This window comes from uncultured Tenacibaculum sp. (assembly GCF_947495995.1).
Taxonomy (GTDB): Bacteria; Bacteroidota; Bacteroidia; order Flavobacteriales; family Flavobacteriaceae; genus Polaribacter.
In genome coordinates, this window is the sequence record NZ_CANMAX010000005.1 from 188,891 (window position 1) to 211,043 (window position 22,153).

A 22,153-nucleotide genomic window follows, 5' to 3' on the forward strand; every position below is an offset into this window, starting at 1 on the left:
ACGAACTTAGTCTACAGGAAACAAAGAAAATTACATTAAAAATGAGCAAAAAAGAAACCGCAACTCAGAAGCTTAAAAAATTATTGAGTTGCGGCAAAATTGAAATTTTTAGATATATAACACTACGATTTACCCCAAAAATGATTTGTGTTATAAGAAGTTCTTCAATTTTTAGCTAAGTAATTTCAAATTTTAAACAAACCCTTCTAAACGTTTAAAATTTGTAATAGCTTTATAATAGTTTACAACAAATAAACTCAAAACTGTATAATCATAAAATGAAAGCTAATAGCAATTACTTTCATAGCTACTGTAAATATACTAATTACTTAGCATCAAATTGTTAACGGACTGCTAAATTTCTGTAAATTATTTTTCCGTAAAAAAAATAAAAGGAAACAGCTTCTATAAGAAACCATTTCCTTTTTCCCAAAATGTTAATAATTGTGTTAATAATCCCAGTTTAAAGTTACAGAAACTATTAACTTTCTATTCTATTATTCAGATTAATACACTAAAAAGGATCGATAAAATTAACATATGTTAAGACGAATGGTAATTTCACACCCTATAAAATATTTGATTAAATACTTAATTTCTATATTTAAGAACTAAAAACACTAATTGCATAACATGAAAAACTTAGCCTTAAAAATTGATAAAAATGATTTGGAAGAACTACAAAAAGCTAAAGAATTACTGGAAAATCCTGGTATAGCAATTAAACTAAGTGTCATGATTGGAAATCCGATTCAGAAAGGTTTAGAAGCACTTCCTAAAAATTGGAATGAAAAACTATCAGACATTACTAAAACTTCGCTTTTAAAAGCAGCAGATGCCGCAATTTTCACTATTAAAGATAATAATAAAGAAAAATCTAATAATCTTATGCATAAAATTGCTGTTGGTGCAACGGGTACAATCGGCGGAATATTTGGATTATCTGGACTTGCTGTAGAATTACCACTCACTACTACGATTATTTTACGTTCAATTGCAGATATTGCACGTTCTCAAGGTGAATCTGTAAAAGAGTTAGATACAAAGCTAGCTTGTTTAGAAGTTTTTGCCTTAGGTGGAAATAGTGTTGAAGATGATAATATCGAGACAAGTTATTATACTTCTCGAGCTTTTTTAGCAAATACAATAGCGCAAACTAATAAGTTCGTGGCACAAAACGGAGTTTTCCATGAAGGAACTACTGTTTTTTTAAATGTTATTGGTAAGGTAGCAGAACGTTTCGGAATTCAGGTAACTGAGAAAACCATAGCACAATCTGTTCCTGTAATTGGTGCTGCTGGTGGAGCTTTAATAAATACACTTTTTATTACTCATTTTCAAGATATGGCTAAAGGTCATTTCACCATTCGAAAATTAGAACGTAAATACAATAAAGAATTAATTCAACAAGTTTACGAACAACATAAAAAGGTTTAGTTAATTTTTACTTTGTTAATATAATTTAAGAAAAGTAGCAGTTTTAAGCTCATTTTTTATCATAGTTCTAACTTCATATTAACGCTTTCTTAGTAGAGAAAGCAACGCTACAAGAATAGTTTTGGCTCGTAAAAACCAATTAAATTTAATTTTTATGAAAAAACTATTATTCTTAACTCTCTCATTTTGTGTCTTTGCTATGAGTGCGCAAAATAATGAGGGGAAATTTGCTATTGAAAAAGGAACATGGAACATTAGTGGAAATTTATCTATTGAAGCTAGTAACTCTACCACTGAAAGATCTGAGAATACTACAAACTTTGAAAGCAGTAATTCTGGATTTAGTTTTACTCCAAGTGTCTCCTACTTTCTAAGTAACAATCTTTCCATAGGCTTGGCTGTTGGATATGGATACTTTGAAAATGAAAATACTAATGGAATAAATCAAAATTTACAGTTTAGAAACCAATATTCTATTGCTCCTACAATTAAAAAATTATTTCCTGTAGGTAAAAATTTTGCTTTCTCTTTACAGGGTGAATTAGGTTATATGCACTCTAAATCTAATACTTCTGATGGTGCGTATAGACTTTCTCAAAACACATACTCTATGACCTTAAGACCTGGTATCGATTTTTTTGTCACCAAAAAGTTAGCTTTACAAGCAAACATAGGAGCATTACAGTATAGAAACATGAATAGTAAGAGTGACAACAGCATTAATCCAAGTGCTTACTCTAAAGGAAACTCACAAACTTTCAATTTCAACTTAAATAGTGCAAATATTTTATTTGGATTATCTTATTACTTGTAAAAAAATTAAAAACCCCAGTAAACTGAGTTTATTGGGGTTTCATTAATTCAAATAATTTTCTTCTTTTCAAGCTACACTAACAATCCTTTGTAATGGTATTAAAGTAGATTTCTTAAGAATTACAGATTTATCTGTAACTCCCCACACTGTGGTTTCTACTCGTTTGTACCCTTCTTGATCTACAAAAACAATTTTTACTTTTTGTTGTTCTAGATTTCCTAGTGAAAGCGCTCTATTCAACTCTAATCTTCTATTGATTTGATCACTTCTTCCTGCTAACACTTCGTTTTTAGGGAACTTAAAATACTTTATTTGTTCTTTCTCAACATTTTGAACACTATTATTTAATTTCATATGGGGTAGGGATTAAAAATTAATTAAAGTAATGTGCTTATTTACACGTTACTGCAATATAAGATTAATATTTTCATTTTAACAACATATCAGTCTAAAAAAAAACACATACCTAACAAAACAAATAAATTATTTACACAATTTTAACAAAACTAACATTTCTTTAAATAATTAATAGTTTAACTTTAATCATCTTTCGCGAAATAGACAAACCCTTGAATGTCTTAAAATCATCAAGGATTTTTAATTTTAAAATATCTTAATTATGAAAAAACAAATTTTAAATCTGGGAAAAGTTTTAAACAAAGCAACACAACAAGAAGTTAATGGAGGAATACTAAGACCAATTCAACAATTATGTGTTGGAACTGGTACAGGAGGCGGGAGTAGTGAAGGAAATTCTACTGCATGTATAGGAAAGCCTGCTGGTTTTAAATGTACCATAAATGGTTATTTAGCAGCATGTAGTGGTAACGGAACTGGTTTCTGGTTCTACTAGAAACTAAACTATTTTAAACACGAAATAATTTCAAACTTTTTATTGAAGTGAATAATAGTAACTTCAGTAAAAAGTTTTTTTAAATGCACTTTATAATTCAAGTGTTTATTCGCTACTAAGACAAAACGTCCTTTATTTTTTAAGCAATCTTTTACTTGAGAAAATAGATCTAAACTTACTTCTATATTATTTTCATGTTCAAAGTGAAAAGGAGGATTACTTAGTACTAAATCATAATTTTCTTTAGGTAGAGACTTTAAATTATTGTCACAAACAAAATTAGTACGTTCTGTAGGAAGATTCATTTTAGAAGAATCAACGGCTAAATTAAAATCATCTACAACAGTAACTTTGGCTTCGGTATTTAATTCTAACACTTCACTTGCTATAATACCATTTCCTGAAGCTACATCTAAAACATTTAATTCATTTGAGTTTACTTCTAGATGGCTTAACAAAAATTGCGTACCTATATCTATACTTTTTGAAGAAAAAACACCATAGTATTGTTTTAAAACTCTATCCCTCCAAAGTATTTCATTAATTAACTCTTCATTTTTTAAGATGTTAGGTTTAGGACTTTTAAGAATTAGTAACCTAGCTTTTTTCCACGCTTTACTCTGCGAAACATCCTCAAAGTATTTTTCTACGATTTTCAAAAAAGAAGCACTGAAATATTTTGTCATGAACCCACAAACAACCTCAGTTTGCTCATTAGAATTTGCATGTATATTTGAAAGGAATAACTCAAAAAGCTCTAAAGATTTTGGGATCTTTATTAGAGCACATTCCACAGAACCAAAATCATCTAAAGATGTTAAAAAACTATTTTGACTTTCAAGTTTATTCGCTAAAATGTTTTTTTCAATTGCTTTTTTCTGACTAGCATACGTCCAAACCGTATGAAGTTTTTCTGTTTGTAAAATACAGTTCCAAACACCAAAACGATCATTAAACAAATGATAACTGCCAAAGTTTTTATCCTCTAAATAATTTAGAACTAATAACTCAGCAGCACTCCACGCTTTTAAAGACTTATCGTTTGTTGCTGGATATCTATGTAGTTGATATTCTTTCTCCTTAAATTGAAGTAACGTTTCCAAATAAAATTAATTAGTGTAATACTTTTTCAGAAAAGTAAATTTTTTCTAAAGATGTTAAATCTCCTGCTTTGTTTCTTCTAAATACATCTTTTGCTGTAATATCATCAATTGAAGATTTTCCCATTGCTGAAACCATTTCTTTAACCGCTAAAATTGTTTTAGTATGGTAATTTTTTACTCTTATATTTTTGTCTTTAACGACCAGTGCTTCAACTAAATCTTCATCTTGTGTGGCAACACCAACTGGACAAGTATCTAAATTACATTCTCTAGCTTGAATACAACCTAAACTCAACATAAAACTTCTAGCCATTCCAATAGCATCAGCTCCTAAAGCTTTAAATTTTACAATATCAAAAGCATCAATTGCTTTACCACTAGCTATAATTTTAATCTGATCTTTAAGACTATATTTTATTAGCATTTTATTTACAAAAGCAAGTCCCTCTAATAAAGGTGTACCAACATAATTTGAAAACTCTAAAGGAGCAGATCCAGTTCCTCCTTCTCCTCCATCTACTGCAATAAAATCTGGATAATTTTTAGCTTCAGCAAAAGCTTTAATCATAGCTTCTATTTCTTCATTATTCCCAACACAAAACTTAATTCCAATAGGCTTTCCGTCACTTAACTCTCTAACTTTCTGTAAAAAAGCGATCATACCTTTAAAATCTGAAAAAGCAGAATGTGAAGGCGGTGAATCTACTCTTGTAAAAGGTTCTACAGAACGAATTTTTGCAATTTCTTCTGTATTCTTTTTAGCTGGTAATATTCCACCATGACCAGGTTTAGCACCTTGTGATAATTTTATCTCTATCATTTTCACTTCTGGTCTAACAGCATTTTCTTTGAAAATTTCATCATCAAAATAACGCTTTCCATCAACAGTTTTTCCTGCTCCAAAATATCCTGTACCTACCTGAAAAATTAAATCTCCACCTTGTAAGTGATACGGAGAAATACCTCCTTCTCCTGTATTGTGAGCAAAATCTCCCATTTTAGCACCTTGGTTTAATGCCATAATTGCATTTTTGCTTAAAGAACCAAAAGACATTGCTGAAATATTAATGATAGAACTTTCGTATTTCTGAGAACATTTATCTGAACCGAAAGTTATTTTTTCTCCTACTACTTCTTTATAATCTGTAGGAAATAAAGAATGCTTTACAAATTCATAACCTTTTTCATAAACATTATGTTGCGTTCCAAATGGAACAGTTTCTACTTCTTTCTTAGCTCTTTGATATACTATACTTCTTTTTTCTCTGTTAATTGGCGTACCATTTAAATCATCTTCAATAAAATATTGCTGAATTTTCTCACGCTCTTCTTCAAAAAACCATCTTAATCTTGCTATAATTGGAAAAGCTCTCATTAAAGAATGACTTTTTTGAATGAAGGCATCGTAAAACGCTAACAAAGTAAAAGCAGAAGCAATAGTTAATAATATGAAATTTCCTAGGTCTGGCATAAAATAAACCAACACACCACACAATAGGTTTATCACAATAACTATTGCTAAAATAGTATCTCTCATTTTTCTTGAATTTTGTTTGTTTACAGGCTAAGATACAAGATTTAACTCATAAAAAAAGCACTAACAATGTTAGCGCTTTTATATTTTTATGTTTGAAAAGTTTATTTCTTAAACTTCGCGTATTTGTTCTTGAACTTGTCAATACGTCCTGCAGTATCTACTAACTTAGACTTACCTGTGTAGAATGGGTGAGACGTTCTAGAAATTTCTAACTTAACTAATGGATATTCTACTCCTTCAACTTCAAGAGTTTCTTTTGTATTAGCAGTAGACCTTGTTAAGAATACATCTCCGTTAGACATATCTTTAAAAGCCACCATTCTATAATTTTCTGGGTGTATACCTTTTTTCATCTTTAAAACTTTTAATTTAGTGTGAATTTGTTTAAAATTGGTAAAGTTTTAAACGCCTTCAAGTAAAATCAAAAACCTGCAATGGCTATTTGAGGGTGCAAATTTAACCCTTTTTTTTAAATTGCAAACAAATAAATTGTTTTATTTGTAGTGAAATAAAAGAACTAATACATTCAACCACATTTTATATGAAAGTTTCGTGTTTTTCAAGCATCATTATCGCCTTAACATTCACTTTATCATCTTGTAGTGAAACTAATTACGATTTCAAAATACAAAGTAAGAAAAAAGTAAGTTTTGGTGAACAAGTCCAAGTAGATTTAAAAGAATCGAGCAACAAAAAAGTCGATAGTATTAAAATATATTTGGATAAAAAGGAACTGGCATTAACAGATAACAAAACTACAATAAATACTAAAGAGTTTGGTATTGGTAAACACGACATTACTGCATTAGCTTTTGTTCCTGGAAAAGTTGAAAAAGTTCGTACTTCACTTGAAGTTTTCTCAAATGTAACACCTAAAGTGTATAAATTTGAAGTGGTAAATACTTTTCCTCATGACAAAACATCGTACACACAAGGTTTAGAGTTTCATAATGGTTTCTTATATGAAACTACAGGAAGAAAAGGTGAATCTAGATTACGTAAATTAAATGTTGAAACTGGAGAAGTTCTTCAGCAATACGATCTTAGCGACAAGTATTTCGGTGAAGGAATGACGATCTTTAACAATGAAATTTTTTGGTTGACATGGCAAGCTAGAAAAGGTTTTGTATTTGATTTGGAAACTTTTAAAATGAAAAAGGAATTTTCTTATGGTGACAGTAATCAAGGTTGGGGATTGACTCATTCTGATTCTGAATTAATTAAAACCGATGGAAGTAACAAAATTTGGTTCTTAGACCCAGCTACACAGAAAGAAAAAAGAAACGTTCAAGTTTATGCGCTTAAAAAACCTATTAATAAACTTAATGAAATAGAATATATTGATGGTAAAATTTACTCTAACTACTGGAAAACTGGTAAAGAAATTAAACCTACAATTGCAATAATTGATCCTAACTCTGGAAGTGTAGAAGCACTTATAGATATGAAAAGCTTACGCCAAACTATACTTAGAGAACAAAAACTAGAAACAGACGATGTATTAAACGGTATTGCTTACGATACTAAAAACGATCGTTTATTCGTTACTGGTAAACACTGGGGTAAATTATTTGAAATCAAAATCATAAAAGAATAGAAATTATGACCAAGCTTATACAGACTGTTTTAATTATCGCATTAATAACTATAGTTAGTTCTTGTAGAAAAGATTTCAGCACTGTTCCTAGCTTTGGTAATTTAGAATTTTCAAGAGATACTGTTTTTCTTGATACTATTTTTACAAATATTGGATCTGCAACTTACAACTTAAGAGTTTACAACAGAGGCAACAAAGCTATTTCTATTCCTCAAATTCGTTTAGAGAATGGGACAACTTCTAATTATCGTTTAAATGTAGATGGCATTCCTGGAAAAACATTTGAAGATATAGAAATACTTGCCAACGATAGTATTTTTGTTTTTGTTGAAACTACTATAGATTTTTCTTCTATTCCTGATCCACTCTACACAGATCGAATTCTATTTGATAACGGTATGAATCAACAAGATGTGGATTTAGTTACTCTTGTTCAAGATGCCACATTTATTTTTCCAGATAGAGATCCGATAACAATGGAAATTGATAATCTAACTTTAGATGGGCAACAAACTACATTACAAGGTCGATATTTAGAGGATAGCGAACTTACGTTCACCAAAGATCGTCCGTATGTAATTTATGGTTATGCCGCAGTTCCTGCAAACAAAACATTAACCATAGAAGCTGGTGCTAGAATCCATTTTCATGATAATTCCGGTCTAATAATCGATAAAGAAGGAACCTTAAAAGTTAATGGAACTTTAGATGAAAAAGTTGTATTTGAAGGTGATCGTTTAGAAAACTCTTTTAGTAGAGTTTCTGGTCAATGGGGAACAATTTGGATGCGTGCTGGAAGTAGAGAAAATGAAGTGAATCATGCGCAAATTAAAAACGGTATTATCGGAATTTTAGTAGACAGCATTGGTTCTAATAATGCTCCTACACTACGATTAACAAATACAGAAATCTATAATCAAACTAGTTTTGGAGTTTTAGGTAGACAAGCAAACATTGTTGGAGAAAATGTTGTAATTGGAAATGCTGGTCAAGTTTCTTTTGCAGGAACTGTTGGAGGAGCTTATAACTTTACACATTCTACTTTTGCAAATTATTGGAATAGAAGTTTACGTTCTTTACCTGCTGTTTTAATTAATAACTTCTTTTCTTTTGAAGATGAAAATGGTCAAGAAATTATACAAACTAGAGATTTAACAGCCGCTAACTTCACTAATTGTATTATTGCTGGAAATAACAATATTGAGTTTATTCTAGATCGTGCTCCTAGTGGAAGTACATTTAACTACTCCGTACAAAACACGATGATTCAGTTTGATGATTTCAATAATAATTTCCAAAATAATAACGAATTGGATTTCACTGATACTTCTCGTTATCAAAATATCATCTTGAATGGTAATCCGGATTTTAAAGATACTTCTAAAGAAGAATTTATTATTGGTGATAATAGTGATGCAATAAACAGAGCCATAGTTACTCCTGTTTCTATGGATATTCTTGGAGTGAGTAGAACTGTAAACCCTGACTTAGGAGCTTATCAACATATTACTTTTAACTAGAGTTTTTTTTAGCTTGATCTAAGGAAAAGCTACCATTCGTCGAAACTAAAACATAAAAACCAAGCATTCTTCTATCTTTATGAAAAGTTTGTTTTATTATAATTATTTATAGTAGTTAATTTGGTTTGTTAAAAAAGAACTATTTGTCAATTAAGAAAACAAATAGTTCTTTTTTTATTTAAGAATAAGAAGAATTTGCAACAACAATATTATAGGTTTACAGTTTCGGGGGGAATATGTAAACAATATTAAGAGAAGCCTTAGGGCTTCTTTTTTTATAACATTGTTTTTACATGAGCTACAAAAGCTTCTTTATTATCAATTAACACCCCTAGTTTAGTTGTTGTTTTTTGTAAACCATAGAATTGTTTATAACTCACTGCTTCCTTAAATTCTATCAAAATATTATGAGATGTCAAACCTCCAATAAAAGCTAAATGATTTATTTCATTTGCATCATTTCCATTAGATAACGTTATCGATTTTATATTATCAATTTCTACTTCCGCAGTACCTAAAAAACTAAATCTCAATAATAACTTTCTATTTTCTTCATCAATAAAAACTGGTCTACTTCGTAACGATTTAAAAATAGCTAGGAATTGTAATAACGTGTAAATACTTAATCCACTTATTATCCAAGCAAAAGTTAAACTCCACTTCACCACTAAAACATGTAAAACAAAAGTCTCGATAAGAATAACTAACATCACTCCTATTAGTACTCCGTTATATGTTCCTTCTTTATGATAAGAATATTCGTTTTTTTGTTCTCTTCTTGATCTCCAATTGAAAAAAACATAATAAAACACTGTAATTTCTGTAGCTAAAAAACTAGCGATTTTAGAAGGCAGTAATTCTTTACTTGCTGTAGTGATTGCTTCAAAAAAGTCAAAAGAACCTGCACTACTATTTTTAAATTCTTTATATAATTTCCTTGCTTTTATAACCAATACAGAAAATATTCCCAACTCCAATATTGGTACTAAATATGATTTTATTGGTAAAAGTATACCTTGATTTTCTTCTGGTATTAATAAACTTGATAATAAAACTCCTAAAACAAAAACAGAAAGCACAGTTATTTTATGAATTTCTTTTTTTCTGATTAATAAGAAATAAACGAAAGGTATCGTAAACAAAAAATCGATAATAATGTATGGAGCTAAAGATATTTTGTATAGAGAACTTGTGCTTAAAACGATTAATGAAACTACAAGTAATAATGGAACAAGTACAAAATTGAATCTATTGAAATATGTATTAATTTTAATCATAATATGTGACTTTATACTTCATCTCAATTAGTATACTTATAATTTAAAATGTTACACAATTTCATTAAAAAAATCACTTAAAAATGAACATAAAAAAAGCTCTTACAGATATATAAAAGCTTCCTTTATTTTTAGTTAAATATTTCTCTTTAATTTTCTTTATATACTTCTCCGTTTTTCATTACAAAAACTACATTTTCAAGAGTTTTTACATTCTTTAATGGATTTTCATCTACAGCAATAATATCAGCAAAAAAACCTTTTTTTACCTGACCAATTTCTGTTTCCATTTTTAAAATTTTTGCATTTGTGATTGTAGCTGACTGAATTGCTTCAATTTCTGGCATTCCTGCTTCAACCATGTAACCAAACTCCTTTGCATTTCTACCATGCTGAAAAACTCCAGCATCTGTACCAAAAGCAATACCTACTCCTCTCTTATAAGCCTTTGCAAACGTTCCTTGAATTTGTGGACCAACAGCCAATGCTTTAGGAACTACAATTGCTGGATAATATCCTTCAATTTTTGCCTTCTCCTCTACTTCTTTTCCAGCAGTAATCGTAGGAACTAAGTACGCGTTATGCTTTTTCATTAAATCCATAGTTGCTTCACTCATATATGTTCCGTGTTCAATAGTTTTTACTCCACCAATTACAGCACGTTGCATACCAACATCCCCATGTGCATGAGCAGCTACATGCATTCCATAATCTTTAGCAGTTTCACAAATTGCTTTTACTTCTTCAATAGTAAACTGAGGATTATCTCCACTTTTCGCGACACTTAAAACTCCTCCTGTAGCAGTGATTTTTATACAATCTGCTCCGTTTTTATAACGTTGACGAACAGCTTTTTTTGCATCTTCAACACTATTTACAACACCTTCTTTTGGTCCAGGATTTCCGATTAAAACTCTTCTACTTCCGTTTGTTGGATCTGCATGTCCTCCGGTAGAAGCAATCATTTTTCCAGCAGTAATGACTCTTGGACCAGGAATTTTTCCTTTATCAATTGCTTTTCTGATCGATATATTCACACCTGTTCCTCCTAAATCTCTTACCGTAGTAAAACCTTTTAAAAGTGTAATTTTTGCAAAACCTACAGAGTTAAATGCAATATCAGCTTCATCTAAAATATATCGATCTAAACGTGTTGTGGGTCCGAATTCATTTTCAATATGTACATGCATATCTATTAAACCAGGCATTACATATTTATCTTTAAGATCTACAATCTTATCGTTTTTTCCTTTAGGTGAAATATACCCGTTAACAACATCTACAATCTTGTTCTTTTTAACAATAATGGTTTGTTTAGATTGTAATTTGCCTGATTTAGTATCTAAAAGATTACCGCAAAAAATGTGAGTAGTTTGAGCTAATACAGAAGTTTGTATAGCTACTAATACACACAATAAAAGATATTTTCTCATTATTATTAAGTTTTTTGGGAGTTAAACTATCAAAGTTAAAGCAAAATTCTAAAAGTTGTATACTTTAAAATAATATTGCATTTTTACGTTGAATTATATAAGATTCTATGGATTTCCTTAATCGTTTACAATCAGAAAAAAAGCGTTTTGCTTACTTTGGAAAAGGAAGTGAATTTGCTGTTATTTTTTTCAAAAACCTTTTATTGACTATTCTTAGCTTAGGATTATATTATCCTTGGGCCAAAGTAGAACGTTTAAAATACCATTATCAATCTACTGAACTAGACAAGTCTAGATTTGCCTTTCATGGAACAGGGAAAGAAGTATTTAGAGGTTTTATTAAAGTATATATATTTTTCTTTATTGTTTATGTATTCTTAATTTATGCTGTATTTAGTAACAATGCAACAACTATTGGGATTGCTCTTGGTAGTTTTTACCTACTAACTTTATTTTTAATTCCTTTTGCTATTCATGGAGCTATGCGTTACAGAACTTCTCGAAGTTCTTGGAAAGGTATTTATTTTAAATATTTAGGAGATCGCATGGAGTTGTTCTGGAAATGCTTGATCGGAATGTTATTAACCATATTTACTTTAGGAATTTATGCTCCATGGTTTATAATTGATATTCGCAAATACATTTTTAGTCATTTACGCTTTGGTAATTTATCTTTTGATTTTAAAGGTGAAGGAAGTACATTATTCTGGATTAATCTAAAGTTTGTCTTCTTATTCTATTTAACGTTAGGAATTTATTCTTTCTGGTATTACAAAGAACTTTGGACTTTTTATGCTGACAATACCGAGATCACTCAAAATGGTAAAAAAGTAAACTTCTCTTTAAACATGAAAGCTGGTGATGTTTTCGAACTTGTTGTTGTAAACTTCCTTTTAATTTTATTTACTCTTGGTATAGCAACTCCTTGGGTTATTGCAAGAACTCATAAGTTCATGTTCCGTTTTCTACAAATTGAAGAAGGATTAGATACTAATAGTATTAAGCAAGTTAAATATGACAATTATGACAACGCAGCTGGAGATGACTTTTTAGATTTCTTAGATCTAGATTTAATATAAAATGGCTTTTAAAGCAACTTTTTACGATGGAGAATCATCTGCTTCTTATGATGTAAATATACATCCATATTCAAATAACTGGCGTATTAGTTTTACCGATCAGACTGATAAAGAAGTAAACTGGAAAATTGATCTTATCAAGAAATCAGATGTTTTTACGAAAGATTTAGTTGCTTTTACATACGGAGAATCATTTCCCTTTCAAAGAATTGAAAGTTCCGATTCGAGTTTTATTAATTATATAAACAGTAGAGAAGAATTCAGTAATAGTTTAGATGTTGTTCTTCATAAATCAAAAAACACTTCTATACTTTTTTTACTATCATCGATTGTTGGTATTTCTTTACTTATGTATTTTTTTGTACTTCCATCTTTAACCGTGAGTTTTGCAAAAAATCTTGACAATAAAAACGTGATTCAATTTGGAAATTATGTCTACGAAAGCTTAGAAGAAACTTTAGACATAGATAAAGATCTATCAGAAAAACTACAAGATTTCGTTGATGTTCTTACAATCAATTCTGAATTTCCAATAACTGTTGAAGTAGCTAATGACAATCAGTTAAATGCTTTTGCTATTTCAGGAGGTAAAGTTGTGATCTATTCTGGGTTATTAGAAAAAATAGAAAATGAACATCAGCTCACCGCATTAATCGGACATGAAGTTTCTCATATTGAAAATAGACATATCATAAAAAATTTAGCAAGAAATATTTCTGGAAATTTATTTATTTCAATTGTTTTTGGAGACATTAATAGCGCTACTAATATTTTAAGTGAAAATGCACATTTGTTTTCTCAACTATCGTTTTCAAGAAGTTTAGAAAAAGAAGCTGATCTTTATGGACTTGATGTAATGAAAGAAAATAATCTTGATTTACATGGAATGCCAGATTTGTTTGTGATATTAAAAGAAGAAACATCGTCGTATGCGCCAGAATATTTAAGTTCACATCCAATGCTAGATGATAGAATAGAATACACGAAAGAAATAGCAGAAAAAGAAAATAGACTTTCTAATAATTCTATTTTAAAGGAAAAATGGAATATTATAAAACTTAGACTAAAAGCATCATTATAAAAATGAGTAAACATATCGTAATTACAGGAACAAGTAGAGGAATCGGATTTAAATTAGCCTTACAATTTGCTGAAAGCGGACATAAAGTATTGGCTTTATCTAGAAATACAAGTTCTTTAGAAAAAGTAAATCATCCAAATATTACAACCTTAGCTACAGATCTTTCCGACGAAAACAGCATTTTAACTGCGGCTAGTTACGTAAAAGAAAACTGGGGTTCGGTTGATATTTTAATCAACAACGCTGGTATGCTTATTAATAAACCTTTTGAAGAATTAAATACAGACGATTTCTTAAAAGTATATCAAGTAAATGTTTTTGGTGTTGCTTCTTTAACTAAGTATATTCTTCCTTTTATGAAAACTGGAAGTCATGTTGTTACCGTAAGTAGTATGGGCGGAATACAAGGTAGTATGAAATTTCCTGGTTTAGCTGCTTATAGCTCTGCTAAAGGTGCTGTAATAACTTTATCAGAATTATTAGCAGAAGAATATAAAGAACAACAAATCGCTTTTAATGTATTAGCTCTTGGTGCTGTACAAACAGAAATGCTAGAAGAAGCTTTCCCGGGATATCAAGCTCCTTTAACAGCTAAAGAAATGGCTGATTATATTTATAATTTTGCATTAACTGCTAATAAATTTTATAACGGAAAAGTATTACAAGTTTCTAGTTCAACTCCTTAAAAATTAGTTTTAACATATTCTTATTACTTGATTAAAACTCCATGATATATTATTGTATGATTCATTTGTTTTCTTCGGAAAGCAAACGTACCGTACAAGAAACATTAGTATTTATTAGGAATGACAAAGAAAGAAGCTGAAAAATTAGTTCAAACTTATTTGGAGGAAAATGAAAAAGATTTTTCCGTTGTACCAGAATCTACAATTGAATCTAAATCTTGTTTTGCCGTTTTTTATCAATCAAATGAATTCTTAAAAACTAAAAAATTCGAAGATGCAGCAATTGGACAAGGACCAACAATTGTATCCAAAAATGACGGAAAATTATTTAAAACAGGTTCAGGTCGTTTTGTTGAAGATTCAATTGAATCGTTCGAAAAATATGGAGATCCATATTTAGAAAAAGACAATTCTCGAATTATTTTATCCTTAGTTAAAAAGGAAAAAATTGATTCATTACCTATGATATCAATATTAAAAAAAATGACAAGTAAAGGAATACTTGAATCTAAACAAATTTTAACTGATTTGATAAATGGAGGCTCTATTAATTTTGAAAATAATTTAACCGAAGATGACTTTAAAAAATTGGATAAATATGGGTTTATAATTGACTATCCTTGGCTTGACTAAACAAAATCACAAATACTAATAATTAGGTATTTATAGTACGAATATATTTCAATGAACCTAACTGCTTTTTTCAAATACCACATTGATATCAACTTTTTAAATTTAGTTTTTTCAATAATTCTGATAATTTCTTCAGGAGCATTTTGGGCTACAGTTAATTTTTCTTCATTAGGGATTTTGATCGGTTTTTGGGGATATCATTTATTCAAAGAACAAGAGTATTACATGTACTATAATTTAGGATTCACCAAGAGGAAACTACTGTTATTAGTCTGGATTACTAACATGCTAATTTCAGTTCCAATTCTTGGTTTGATTTTTCTATTTCAATCATGAAACTCGAAGCTTTCGATATCAATAAAAGGTTTGGAAAAAAGACTATTCTAAACAATATCAACATCACTTGTAATACAGGTGATATTATTGGTGTTTTTGGCAGAAACGGTTCTGGAAAGTCAACACTTTTAAAAATACTATTCGGAAGTATCAATGCAAATTCAATTGATTTAAGAATAGATGCTAAACAATTGATTTCAAAACAAATTATTTCAAAAAAATTAATTAGCTATTTACCACAGCAATCATTCTTACCTAAAGAAAAAAGTGTACGAGAAATCATTCCTCTATTCTTTTCTAATGCAGAAAATCAAGAAAACATTTTTTACAATCCAAAAATCGCAAGTATTGTAAGTCAAAAAGTCGGTACCTTATCTCTTGGTGAATTACGCTATTTAGAATTACTACTTATAGGAAATTTAGAACACCCATTCTTACTTTTAGATGAACCTTTTTCTATGATTGAACCAAAATACATCGCAATCATTTCTTCATTATTAACGGAACTAAAAGAGAAAAAAGGAATTATGATTACCGATCATTATTACAAAAATGTGCTTAAAATTACTACTGATAATTTTTTACTGAAAGACGGAAATAAAATAGAGATTAAAACAGAAGAAGATTTAGTTATGAATAACTATTTATCTGAATAAGCTTATACACTTCAAAATTAATAGAGTAACTTTTTCTTATCAAAAAATAGAATTTTAAGCTAAGAAAACTAGCGTAACGATAATTTTTATTATAGTTTTAGCTTTTTAAATTCTTACGAAATTATCCCCACAGTAATTTCTTAACCAGTACATTATTCAATTGAGAGAAACACTTTTAGCATACATTCCAGAAAATTCTGCTCCATTAGTAGAATATTTGATTAAAAAATATGCTATCAATCTTAAAATTGTGAATGAGCGACAAACTAAACACGGAGATTTTAGGACATTCGCTAATGGTAAAACTCAAATTACTGTAAACAACAACTTAAATAAGTATCAATTTCTTTTAACCTTAGTTCATGAAATTGCACATCATGTAACTTACGAGAAATTTGGAAGAGTTCAACCTCACGGAAAAGAATGGAAAACGGTGTTTCAACACTTAATGATACCTTTCTTAAGGCCAGATATTTATCCAAATCATATTCTACCGCTTTTAGCAAACCATTTTAAAAATCCAAAAGCAAGTACCGATTCTGATCCGAAGCTTTCCTTAGCTTTAAAGGGAAATACTGCTGAAATAGGTAAGAATTTTGTCTTTGAAATTCCTGAAGGAAGTATATTTAGATACAAGAAAAACACCTATAAAATGGGAAAAAGGCGGAGAACTCGATACGAATGCTTAAATTTAAGTACCCAAAAGGTCTACCTTTTTAATCAAAACATAGAAGTTTCCTTAATAAAAAACAACCTCTAATGACGAAAAACTATTACGCAATAATTATGGCTGGTGGAGTTGGTTCTCGATTTTGGCCAGTAAGTACACAAAAGTTTCCAAAGCAATTTCATGATATGTTAGGAACAGGTCAATCGTTAATTCAAAGAACATTTGAACGTATTAACGAATTAGTACCAACAAATAACATCTTAATTGCAACCAATAATAATTATGAGAAACTAGTACTACAACAGCTTCCACAATTAAATAACAGACAGTTATTATTAGAGCCTGTTATGCGTAATACAGCACCTTGTATTTTATATGCTGCTTTGAAGATTTACAATCAAAACCCTGATGCAGTAATGCTAGTTGCTCCTTCTGATCATTGGATAAAAGATGAAGGTGAGTTTTTACGCAATATCAAAACTTCTTTTGAAGCTTGTGCTAAAGACGATATTTTAATGACTTTAGGAATTCAGCCAGATCATCCTAATACCGGTTACGGATATATTCGCTATGAAAGAAGTGATTCAGAAATTAAAGAAGTAACTCGATTTACAGAAAAACCAGATTTAGAAACTGCTCAACAATTTTTAGATAGCGGTGATTATTTATGGAATGCGGGAATTTTTATTTGGTCTGCAAAAAGTATCATTAAAGCTTTTAAAGATTACTTACCTGATATGGTTGATGTTTTAGATGATAAAAACAAAGCTTATAACACTGATTTTGAAGAGGATTTTATAAACGAGAATTATGGAAAATGTGAGAACATATCTATCGATTTTGCTATCATGGAAAGAGCAGAAAATGTTCTTGTTCTTCCTGTTGATTTTGGTTGGAATGATTTAGGTACATGGGGTTCTCTTTATGGAAAATTAAAGAAAGATGAAAACGAAAATGCAGTCGTTGGTGCTAATGTAATTTTTAGAGATGCAAAAGGCAACATGATTCGCACACAAAATGGTAAACGTGTCGTCATTCAAGGTTTGGAGGATTTTATTGTCGTTGAAAAGAAAGATGTAATTATGATTTGTCCTAGAAAAGACGATCAAGACATTAAAAAGATAATGGCAGAAGCAAGAGATTCTTTCGGAAAAAAATATGTTTAATATCTAAAATTTAATATTTCATTTTCCTTTAAAGTCTTCCATTTGTTTTCAGAGATCAATTTATATTGAGGGAGTTTGACTAGATTCCACTCTCTCATATCTTGACCTCTTATTAGACTTAAGTTATTCTCTACGACAAACTTTAAAAACTGTTCAATTTCATTATAATATTCTTCATCTTCCTTATTTAAATGTTCTCGTATCAAATCTTCTTGAAACATTGAAAAAAGCGCTGTTTCTTCATTTGAAATCCAATTTACTATACCCATTCCATCATAACAAAAAATCGTATCGTAATTCTCTAAGACATTTAGAACTTCTTCTGTAACTGAATTTGCTTTATAGTTTATTACAGTTCTTATTCCTCTTTTACCGCAAATAACGTATGGAGAAAAATCTGCACAATATTTAAAAATGTAGTATTCTAAAAACTTACCAAAATCGTAAATAAATTCTATGGCATTTAGATACTTTTCTTGTTCATTCCAATCTTCAATAAAATTAAAAACTTCATGAACTTTGAAAGTTTTATCTAATTGGTTAGAAATATTATGGATACCTTTAACTATAAGACTGACTTCTTTATCTAATTCTTCAGGAGACATATGTATTATTCCTCCTGTTTTATGACTAGCATAAAACTCTATAAAATCTTCTTTTATACATCCTTTTTCTCCTCGTAACTTAGGAACAACTTCATTATAGAAAATTTCATTACTAAACACATGCATTGTATTCCATGCTCCCATAAATATAAGTTAACTTAGTTTTATTACTTTTTCTAATTCATTAAAACTTCTTGGCTATTTTATCAAAAAATGAGTAATAATATTCAGGTAAGTAAGCTCCATTTTTTCTACCTAAAACCTTTCCTTTTTTATTTATCATAATCATTGTGGGAAAAGAACTTTGGTCGTATTTCTCTCTCAACTCATTGTTAATTTTCTTATTTTCTGTACTTACTAAATCACTATTTCTGGGAAAATCTGCGATATAACCAATCATTTTTCCTTTAGCGAAAGTTTCGAATTTTTCAGTATGAAATAATTTTTCATCTAAATTAATACATGGACCACACCAATCAGAACCTGTAAAATAAATTAAAATAGGTAAGTTTTCCTTAGCAGCTTTTTCTAGAGCTGATTTAAAAGTTGGTTCCCAAATTGTATTACTTGAAGTATTTTCTGAAGTTAATGTTTCTTGTGCGCTAACACATAGAGTTAAAGAAAACATTAGTAAAAAAATAGTAACTATTCGTCCCATCATTTTTGAGTTTATAAGTTTTGAGGGGCAAAAACAATGCCAATATACAAATTTAACTTTGTATGAAATTCAATACATCAGTAGTAAAACTATCTTCTTTATTCAAGAATTTTGTTTCAATGTCAATATACACAAGGTTAGAAATTTTTCCCTTTAATCGCATGTAATCTTTTTCAGTAGTTAAAATTATTTTATTTACTGATGTTATGCTTTCATATGTAGTATTAATTTTTGAAACATCTGAAGAAGTAAAATTATGATGATCTGGAAAGTTAATATGCTGAAATTTTAACTGATTTCTATCTAAAAATTGAAGTAATGGTTTCGGATTAGCAATTCCTGTTACCAAAACTATTTCGCTGTTTTGTAATTCTGATAATAAAACTTCTCGATCTCCTTTTAGAGTTTCATTATATCCAATTGAAGTAAAATAAACTTCCTGATCTGCTGTTGGTTTTAGTTTCTTCTTTATTCTTTCTTGTTGATCTTCTGATAAATTTTGCGGACATTTAGTGACAATAATCGTATTTGCTCTAGATCGTCCTCTCCTACTCTCTCTTAAATTACCAGTTGGTAACAAAAAATCATTTGCATATAATTCATCAAACTTGGTCAATAAAATATAATAACCTGCTTTTACCTTTCTATGTTGAAAAGCATCATCTAACAAAATAACTTCAGGATTTATATCTGTAATCAATCGTTGAATTCCTTCGGTTCTATTTGCATCTACAGCAACATCAATATTCTTAAACTTTGAAAAGAACTGTAAAGGTTCATCACCTACATCTTCTGCATTATGAGTATTGTTCAACAACAAAAAACCTTTCGTTTTTCTTTTATACCCACGACTTAATACAGCAACTTTATATCTATCTTTTAATAGACGAATTAAATATTCAATTTGTGGTGTTTTTCCTGTTCCTCCCGTACTTAAATTTCCTACTACAATAACTGGTAACTGAAACGATGTTGACGTAAAAACACCTGTATCGTAAAAAAAATTACGAATCGCAGTTACTATATTGTATAGTATAGCAAACGGAAATAATAAGTACCTAATCACTTTCATTGCAGCGAAAATACATTAAAAATATTAACTTTGAACTTAGGAAAATCGATACAATGATTATAAGAGATATAACAAATTATATAGAAGAATTAGCTCCACTTGCTTATGCTGAAGATTTTGACAATGTTGGCTTATTAGTGGGGAATTACAATACAGAAGTTTCTGGTGTATTAGTTACTTTAGATACATTAGAAGCTACAGTTGATGAAGCTATTGAAAAGAACTGTAACTTAATCGTAAGCTTTCATCCTATAATTTTTGGTGGTTTAAAAAAGCTAAACGGAAATAATTATGTAGAACGAGTAGTTTTAAAAGCTATTAAAAATGATATTGCTATTTACGCTACTCATACTGCCTTAGATAATTCTAACCAAGGTGTATCTGCAAAAATGTGCGAGGTTTTAGGATTACAAAATACTAAAGTTTTAATTCCTAAGAAAAAACAAATCAAAAAGCTAACAACCTATGTACCGCATAATGATGCTAGTAATCTGAGAACAGCTTTATTTAAAGCTGGTGCAGGTAATATTGGTAATTATGATGAATGTTCATTTAATGTAAATGGTAAGGGAAGTTATAGAGGAAACGAAAACTCTAATCCGACTAAAGGAAATAAAGGGACTACACATTTTGAAGAAGAGACTTGTATTGCAGTAACTTTTGAAAATCATTTAGAAGGAAAAGTCTTGAGCGCATTGTTTAAAAATCATCCTTATGAAGAAGTTGCCTATGAAGTTATTACTCTAGATAACAAAAATCAATTAGTTGGTATGGGGATGATTGGTGAGTTTTCTGAGCCAATGAATGAAGTGGAATTTTTGAAATTTATTAAAACTACTTTTAAAACTGGATGTGTTAGACATTCTGAATTACTAAATAAACAAATACAAAAAGTAGCTGTTTTAGGTGGTTCTGGGAGTTTTGCAATTTCTAATGCTATTCGAGAAAAAGCTGATGCATACATAAGTGCAGACTTTAAATATCATGAGTTTTACAAGGCAGAAAGAAAGATTTTATTAGCCGATATTGGACATTATGAAAGCGAACAGTATACAAAAAATCTTTTAGTTGATTATCTTACAAAAAAATTCACTAATTTTGCAATTATTTTAAGCGAAAAAAACACGAATCCTATACATTATATTTAAAGATGGCAAAAAAAGAAGTAACGGTAGAACAAAAGTTAAGAGCGCTATACGATTTACAGTTAATCGATTCTAGAATTGATGAAATTAGAAACGTTCGCGGAGAATTACCTTTAGAAGTAGAAGATTTAGAAGATGATGTTGCCGGATTAAATACTAGACTTTCAAACTTAGCTCAAGATATTTCTAACTTAGATACAGACATTAGTAATAAAAAACTAGTTATCGAAGAAGCTAAAAGTTTAATCAAGAAGTATCAAGAACAACAAAAGAATGTTCGTAATAACAGAGAATTCGATTCTTTAAGTAAAGAAACTGAATATCAAGAGTTAGAAATTCAATTAGCTGAAAAGAGAATTAAAGAATTCAAAGCTAAAATAGCTCAAAAGAAACAAGTTGTTGAAAACACTAAAGAGAAATTAGCTCAGCAAGAAGGACATTTAAATGCTAAGAAGTCTGAGTTAGATGCTATTTTAAAAGAAACAGAAAAAGAAGAGAAGTTATTACATGAAAAATCTCTTGAATATTCTGAATCTATCGACAGACACTTATTAACTGCATATAAGAGAATTCGTAATAAAGTAAAGAATGGATTAGCTGTTGTTTCTATCGAACGTGGAGCTGCTGGAGGTTCTTTCTTTACAATTCCTCCACAAGTACAATTAGAGATTGCTAACAGAAAGAAAATTACAATCGATGAGCACAGTGGTAGAATTTTAGTAGATGCTGCTTTAGCTGCGGAAGAGAAAGAAAAAATTGACAATTTATTTTCTTAATAATATCATCAAAAACTCA

23 protein-coding genes are annotated in these 22,153 nt (G+C 29.5%); 14 read left to right on the forward strand and 9 right to left on the reverse strand.

Annotated features, from left to right (window positions below; genetic code table 11):
- Nucleotides 1-633 precede the first annotated feature (633 nt).
- Together Q1A15_RS14740 and Q1A15_RS14745 are read left to right on the forward strand one after the other, a co-directional pair.
- Complete coding sequence (locus Q1A15_RS14740) at nucleotides 634-1,437, forward strand: EcsC family protein (protein WP_299625520.1); 804 nt, start codon at nucleotides 634-636, stop codon at nucleotides 1,435-1,437.
- A 154-nt stretch (nucleotides 1,438-1,591) separates the two neighbouring features.
- Nucleotides 1,592-2,251 (forward strand): outer membrane beta-barrel protein, encoded by a 660-nt coding sequence (locus tag Q1A15_RS14745; protein WP_299625523.1) that lies wholly within the window; start codon nucleotides 1,592-1,594, stop codon nucleotides 2,249-2,251.
- A 66-nt stretch (nucleotides 2,252-2,317) separates the two neighbouring features.
- Here Q1A15_RS14745 and Q1A15_RS14750 read toward each other — a convergent pair whose 3' ends face one another.
- Complete coding sequence (locus tag Q1A15_RS14750) at nucleotides 2,318-2,605, reverse strand: hypothetical protein (RefSeq protein WP_299625526.1); 288 nt, start codon at nucleotides 2,603-2,605, stop codon at nucleotides 2,318-2,320.
- A 265-nt stretch (nucleotides 2,606-2,870) separates the two neighbouring features.
- Between Q1A15_RS14750 and Q1A15_RS14755 the strand changes: the two genes are divergently transcribed.
- Nucleotides 2,871-3,104, forward strand: a complete 234-nt coding sequence (locus Q1A15_RS14755) for a hypothetical protein (RefSeq protein ID WP_299625529.1) — start codon at nucleotides 2,871-2,873, stop codon at nucleotides 3,102-3,104.
- Between the two features lie 8 nt (nucleotides 3,105-3,112).
- On the opposite strand, the gene Q1A15_RS14760 is transcribed toward Q1A15_RS14755, so the two are convergent.
- The 3 genes from Q1A15_RS14760 to Q1A15_RS14770 all read right to left on the reverse strand — a co-directional run bounded on the left by Q1A15_RS14760 (nucleotide 3,113) and on the right by Q1A15_RS14770 (nucleotide 6,097).
- Complete coding sequence (locus Q1A15_RS14760) at nucleotides 3,113-4,207, reverse strand: methyltransferase (protein WP_299625532.1); 1,095 nt, start codon at nucleotides 4,205-4,207, stop codon at nucleotides 3,113-3,115.
- Between the two features lie 10 nt (nucleotides 4,208-4,217).
- A complete protein-coding gene (locus Q1A15_RS14765) occupies nucleotides 4,218-5,744 on the reverse strand; it encodes an FMN-binding glutamate synthase family protein (protein WP_299625535.1) in 1,527 nt (508 codons plus the stop codon).
- A 101-nt stretch (nucleotides 5,745-5,845) separates the two neighbouring features.
- Entirely contained in the window at nucleotides 5,846-6,097 is a 252-nt protein-coding gene (locus tag Q1A15_RS14770) for a type B 50S ribosomal protein L31 (RefSeq protein WP_100925256.1), read from the reverse strand.
- 188 nt (nucleotides 6,098-6,285) lie between these two features.
- On the opposite strand from Q1A15_RS14770, the gene Q1A15_RS14775 reads away from it, so the two are divergent.
- Both Q1A15_RS14775 and Q1A15_RS14780 read left to right on the forward strand, forming a co-directional pair.
- Complete coding sequence (locus Q1A15_RS14775) at nucleotides 6,286-7,341, forward strand: glutaminyl-peptide cyclotransferase (RefSeq protein WP_299625544.1); 1,056 nt, start codon at nucleotides 6,286-6,288, stop codon at nucleotides 7,339-7,341.
- A gap of 5 nt (nucleotides 7,342-7,346) precedes the next feature.
- A complete protein-coding gene (locus tag Q1A15_RS14780) occupies nucleotides 7,347-8,861 on the forward strand; it encodes a hypothetical protein (protein ID WP_299625547.1) in 1,515 nt (504 codons plus the stop codon).
- A gap of 275 nt (nucleotides 8,862-9,136) precedes the next feature.
- Here Q1A15_RS14780 and Q1A15_RS14785 read toward each other — a convergent pair whose 3' ends face one another.
- Together Q1A15_RS14785 and Q1A15_RS14790 are read right to left on the reverse strand one after the other, a co-directional pair.
- Nucleotides 9,137-10,138 carry a hypothetical protein gene (locus tag Q1A15_RS14785; protein WP_299625550.1) on the reverse strand — a complete coding sequence of 334 codons (1,002 nt, stop codon included), beginning with the start codon at nucleotides 10,136-10,138 and terminating at the stop codon, nucleotides 9,137-9,139.
- Nucleotides 10,139-10,287: 149 nt separating this feature from the next.
- Nucleotides 10,288-11,571 carry an amidohydrolase family protein gene (locus Q1A15_RS14790; protein ID WP_299625553.1) on the reverse strand — a complete coding sequence of 428 codons (1,284 nt, stop codon included), beginning with the start codon at nucleotides 11,569-11,571 and terminating at the stop codon, nucleotides 10,288-10,290.
- Nucleotides 11,572-11,678: 107 nt separating this feature from the next.
- On the opposite strand from Q1A15_RS14790, the gene Q1A15_RS14795 reads away from it, so the two are divergent.
- The 7 genes from Q1A15_RS14795 to Q1A15_RS14825 all read left to right on the forward strand — a co-directional run bounded on the left by Q1A15_RS14795 (nucleotide 11,679) and on the right by Q1A15_RS14825 (nucleotide 17,878).
- Nucleotides 11,679-12,650 carry a DUF898 family protein gene (locus tag Q1A15_RS14795; protein ID WP_299625556.1) on the forward strand — a complete coding sequence of 324 codons (972 nt, stop codon included), beginning with the start codon at nucleotides 11,679-11,681 and terminating at the stop codon, nucleotides 12,648-12,650.
- A gap of 1 nt (nucleotide 12,651) precedes the next feature.
- Nucleotides 12,652-13,731, forward strand: coding sequence for a M48 family metallopeptidase (locus tag Q1A15_RS14800; RefSeq protein WP_299625559.1), 1,080 nt, complete (start codon nucleotides 12,652-12,654; stop codon nucleotides 13,729-13,731).
- Between the two features lie 2 nt (nucleotides 13,732-13,733).
- Entirely contained in the window at nucleotides 13,734-14,417 is a 684-nt protein-coding gene (locus tag Q1A15_RS14805; RefSeq protein ID WP_299625562.1) for an SDR family oxidoreductase, read from the forward strand.
- Nucleotides 14,418-14,537: 120 nt separating this feature from the next.
- Nucleotides 14,538-15,050 (forward strand): YrhB domain-containing protein, encoded by a 513-nt coding sequence (locus tag Q1A15_RS14810; RefSeq protein WP_299625565.1) that lies wholly within the window; start codon nucleotides 14,538-14,540, stop codon nucleotides 15,048-15,050.
- A 332-nt stretch (nucleotides 15,051-15,382) separates the two neighbouring features.
- Nucleotides 15,383-16,042: an ATP-binding cassette domain-containing protein gene (locus Q1A15_RS14815; protein ID WP_299625568.1), complete on the forward strand. Its 660-nt coding sequence runs from the start codon at nucleotides 15,383-15,385 to the stop codon at nucleotides 16,040-16,042.
- Between the two features lie 160 nt (nucleotides 16,043-16,202).
- Nucleotides 16,203-16,802, forward strand: a complete 600-nt coding sequence (locus Q1A15_RS14820) for a SprT-like domain-containing protein (protein WP_299625571.1) — start codon at nucleotides 16,203-16,205, stop codon at nucleotides 16,800-16,802.
- A complete protein-coding gene (locus Q1A15_RS14825; protein WP_299625574.1) occupies nucleotides 16,802-17,878 on the forward strand; it encodes a mannose-1-phosphate guanylyltransferase in 1,077 nt (358 codons plus the stop codon). Before Q1A15_RS14820 ends, Q1A15_RS14825 begins: the two co-directional genes overlap by 1 nt.
- Here the strand turns inward: Q1A15_RS14825 and Q1A15_RS14830 are convergent.
- From Q1A15_RS14830 to lpxK, 3 genes are read right to left on the reverse strand one after another with little or no spacing between them, the layout of a single operon-like run.
- Complete coding sequence (locus tag Q1A15_RS14830) at nucleotides 17,875-18,627, reverse strand: hypothetical protein (protein ID WP_299625577.1); 753 nt, start codon at nucleotides 18,625-18,627, stop codon at nucleotides 17,875-17,877. The two genes, Q1A15_RS14825 and Q1A15_RS14830, sit on opposite strands and share 4 nt — an antisense overlap.
- Before the next feature lie 40 nt (nucleotides 18,628-18,667).
- Nucleotides 18,668-19,141 carry a thioredoxin family protein gene (locus Q1A15_RS14835; protein ID WP_299625580.1) on the reverse strand — a complete coding sequence of 158 codons (474 nt, stop codon included), beginning with the start codon at nucleotides 19,139-19,141 and terminating at the stop codon, nucleotides 18,668-18,670.
- 52 nt (nucleotides 19,142-19,193) lie between these two features.
- Complete coding sequence (lpxK, locus tag Q1A15_RS14840) at nucleotides 19,194-20,213, reverse strand: tetraacyldisaccharide 4'-kinase (protein WP_299625583.1); 1,020 nt, start codon at nucleotides 20,211-20,213, stop codon at nucleotides 19,194-19,196.
- A 53-nt stretch (nucleotides 20,214-20,266) separates the two neighbouring features.
- On the opposite strand from lpxK, the gene Q1A15_RS14845 reads away from it, so the two are divergent.
- Nucleotides 20,267-21,361, forward strand: a complete 1,095-nt coding sequence (locus Q1A15_RS14845; RefSeq protein ID WP_299625586.1) for a Nif3-like dinuclear metal center hexameric protein — start codon at nucleotides 20,267-20,269, stop codon at nucleotides 21,359-21,361.
- 2 nt (nucleotides 21,362-21,363) lie between these two features.
- Nucleotides 21,364-22,134, forward strand: a complete 771-nt coding sequence (locus Q1A15_RS14850) for a hypothetical protein (protein ID WP_299625589.1) — start codon at nucleotides 21,364-21,366, stop codon at nucleotides 22,132-22,134.
- Nucleotides 22,135-22,153: the final 19 nt, after the last annotated feature.

Bases quoted from the DNA above. Each gene is read 5' to 3' on its own strand.
- Q1A15_RS14805 (WP_299625562.1), top strand. From the start codon at position 13,734: ATGAGTAAACATATCGTAATTACAGGAACAAGTAGAGGAATCGGATTT.
- Q1A15_RS14830 (WP_299625577.1), bottom strand. From the start codon at position 18,627: ATGGGAGCATGGAATACAATGCATGTGTTTAGTAATGAAATTTTCTAT.
- Q1A15_RS14790 (WP_299625553.1), bottom strand. From the start codon at position 11,571: ATGAGAAAATATCTTTTATTGTGTGTATTAGTAGCTATACAAACTTCT.
- Q1A15_RS14755 (WP_299625529.1), top strand. From the start codon at position 2,871: ATGAAAAAACAAATTTTAAATCTGGGAAAAGTTTTAAACAAAGCAACA.
- Q1A15_RS14815 (WP_299625568.1), top strand. From the start codon at position 15,383: ATGAAACTCGAAGCTTTCGATATCAATAAAAGGTTTGGAAAAAAGACT.
- Q1A15_RS14740 (WP_299625520.1), top strand. From the start codon at position 634: ATGAAAAACTTAGCCTTAAAAATTGATAAAAATGATTTGGAAGAACTA.
- Q1A15_RS14780 (WP_299625547.1), top strand. From the start codon at position 7,347: ATGACCAAGCTTATACAGACTGTTTTAATTATCGCATTAATAACTATA.
- Q1A15_RS14750 (WP_299625526.1), bottom strand. From the start codon at position 2,605: ATGAAATTAAATAATAGTGTTCAAAATGTTGAGAAAGAACAAATAAAG.
- Q1A15_RS14770 (WP_100925256.1), bottom strand. From the start codon at position 6,097: ATGAAAAAAGGTATACACCCAGAAAATTATAGAATGGTGGCTTTTAAA.
- Q1A15_RS14775 (WP_299625544.1), top strand. From the start codon at position 6,286: ATGAAAGTTTCGTGTTTTTCAAGCATCATTATCGCCTTAACATTCACT.
- Q1A15_RS14785 (WP_299625550.1), bottom strand. From the start codon at position 10,138: ATGATTAAAATTAATACATATTTCAATAGATTCAATTTTGTACTTGTT.
- lpxK (WP_299625583.1), bottom strand. From the start codon at position 20,213: ATGAAAGTGATTAGGTACTTATTATTTCCGTTTGCTATACTATACAAT.
- Q1A15_RS14800 (WP_299625559.1), top strand. From the start codon at position 12,652: ATGGCTTTTAAAGCAACTTTTTACGATGGAGAATCATCTGCTTCTTAT.
- Q1A15_RS14745 (WP_299625523.1), top strand. From the start codon at position 1,592: ATGAAAAAACTATTATTCTTAACTCTCTCATTTTGTGTCTTTGCTATG.
- Q1A15_RS14825 (WP_299625574.1), top strand. From the start codon at position 16,802: ATGACGAAAAACTATTACGCAATAATTATGGCTGGTGGAGTTGGTTCT.
- Q1A15_RS14845 (WP_299625586.1), top strand. From the start codon at position 20,267: ATGATTATAAGAGATATAACAAATTATATAGAAGAATTAGCTCCACTT.
- Q1A15_RS14835 (WP_299625580.1), bottom strand. From the start codon at position 19,141: ATGGGACGAATAGTTACTATTTTTTTACTAATGTTTTCTTTAACTCTA.
- Q1A15_RS14810 (WP_299625565.1), top strand. From the start codon at position 14,538: ATGACAAAGAAAGAAGCTGAAAAATTAGTTCAAACTTATTTGGAGGAA.
- Q1A15_RS14850 (WP_299625589.1), top strand. From the start codon at position 21,364: ATGGCAAAAAAAGAAGTAACGGTAGAACAAAAGTTAAGAGCGCTATAC.
- Q1A15_RS14765 (WP_299625535.1), bottom strand. From the start codon at position 5,744: ATGAGAGATACTATTTTAGCAATAGTTATTGTGATAAACCTATTGTGT.
- Q1A15_RS14795 (WP_299625556.1), top strand. From the start codon at position 11,679: ATGGATTTCCTTAATCGTTTACAATCAGAAAAAAAGCGTTTTGCTTAC.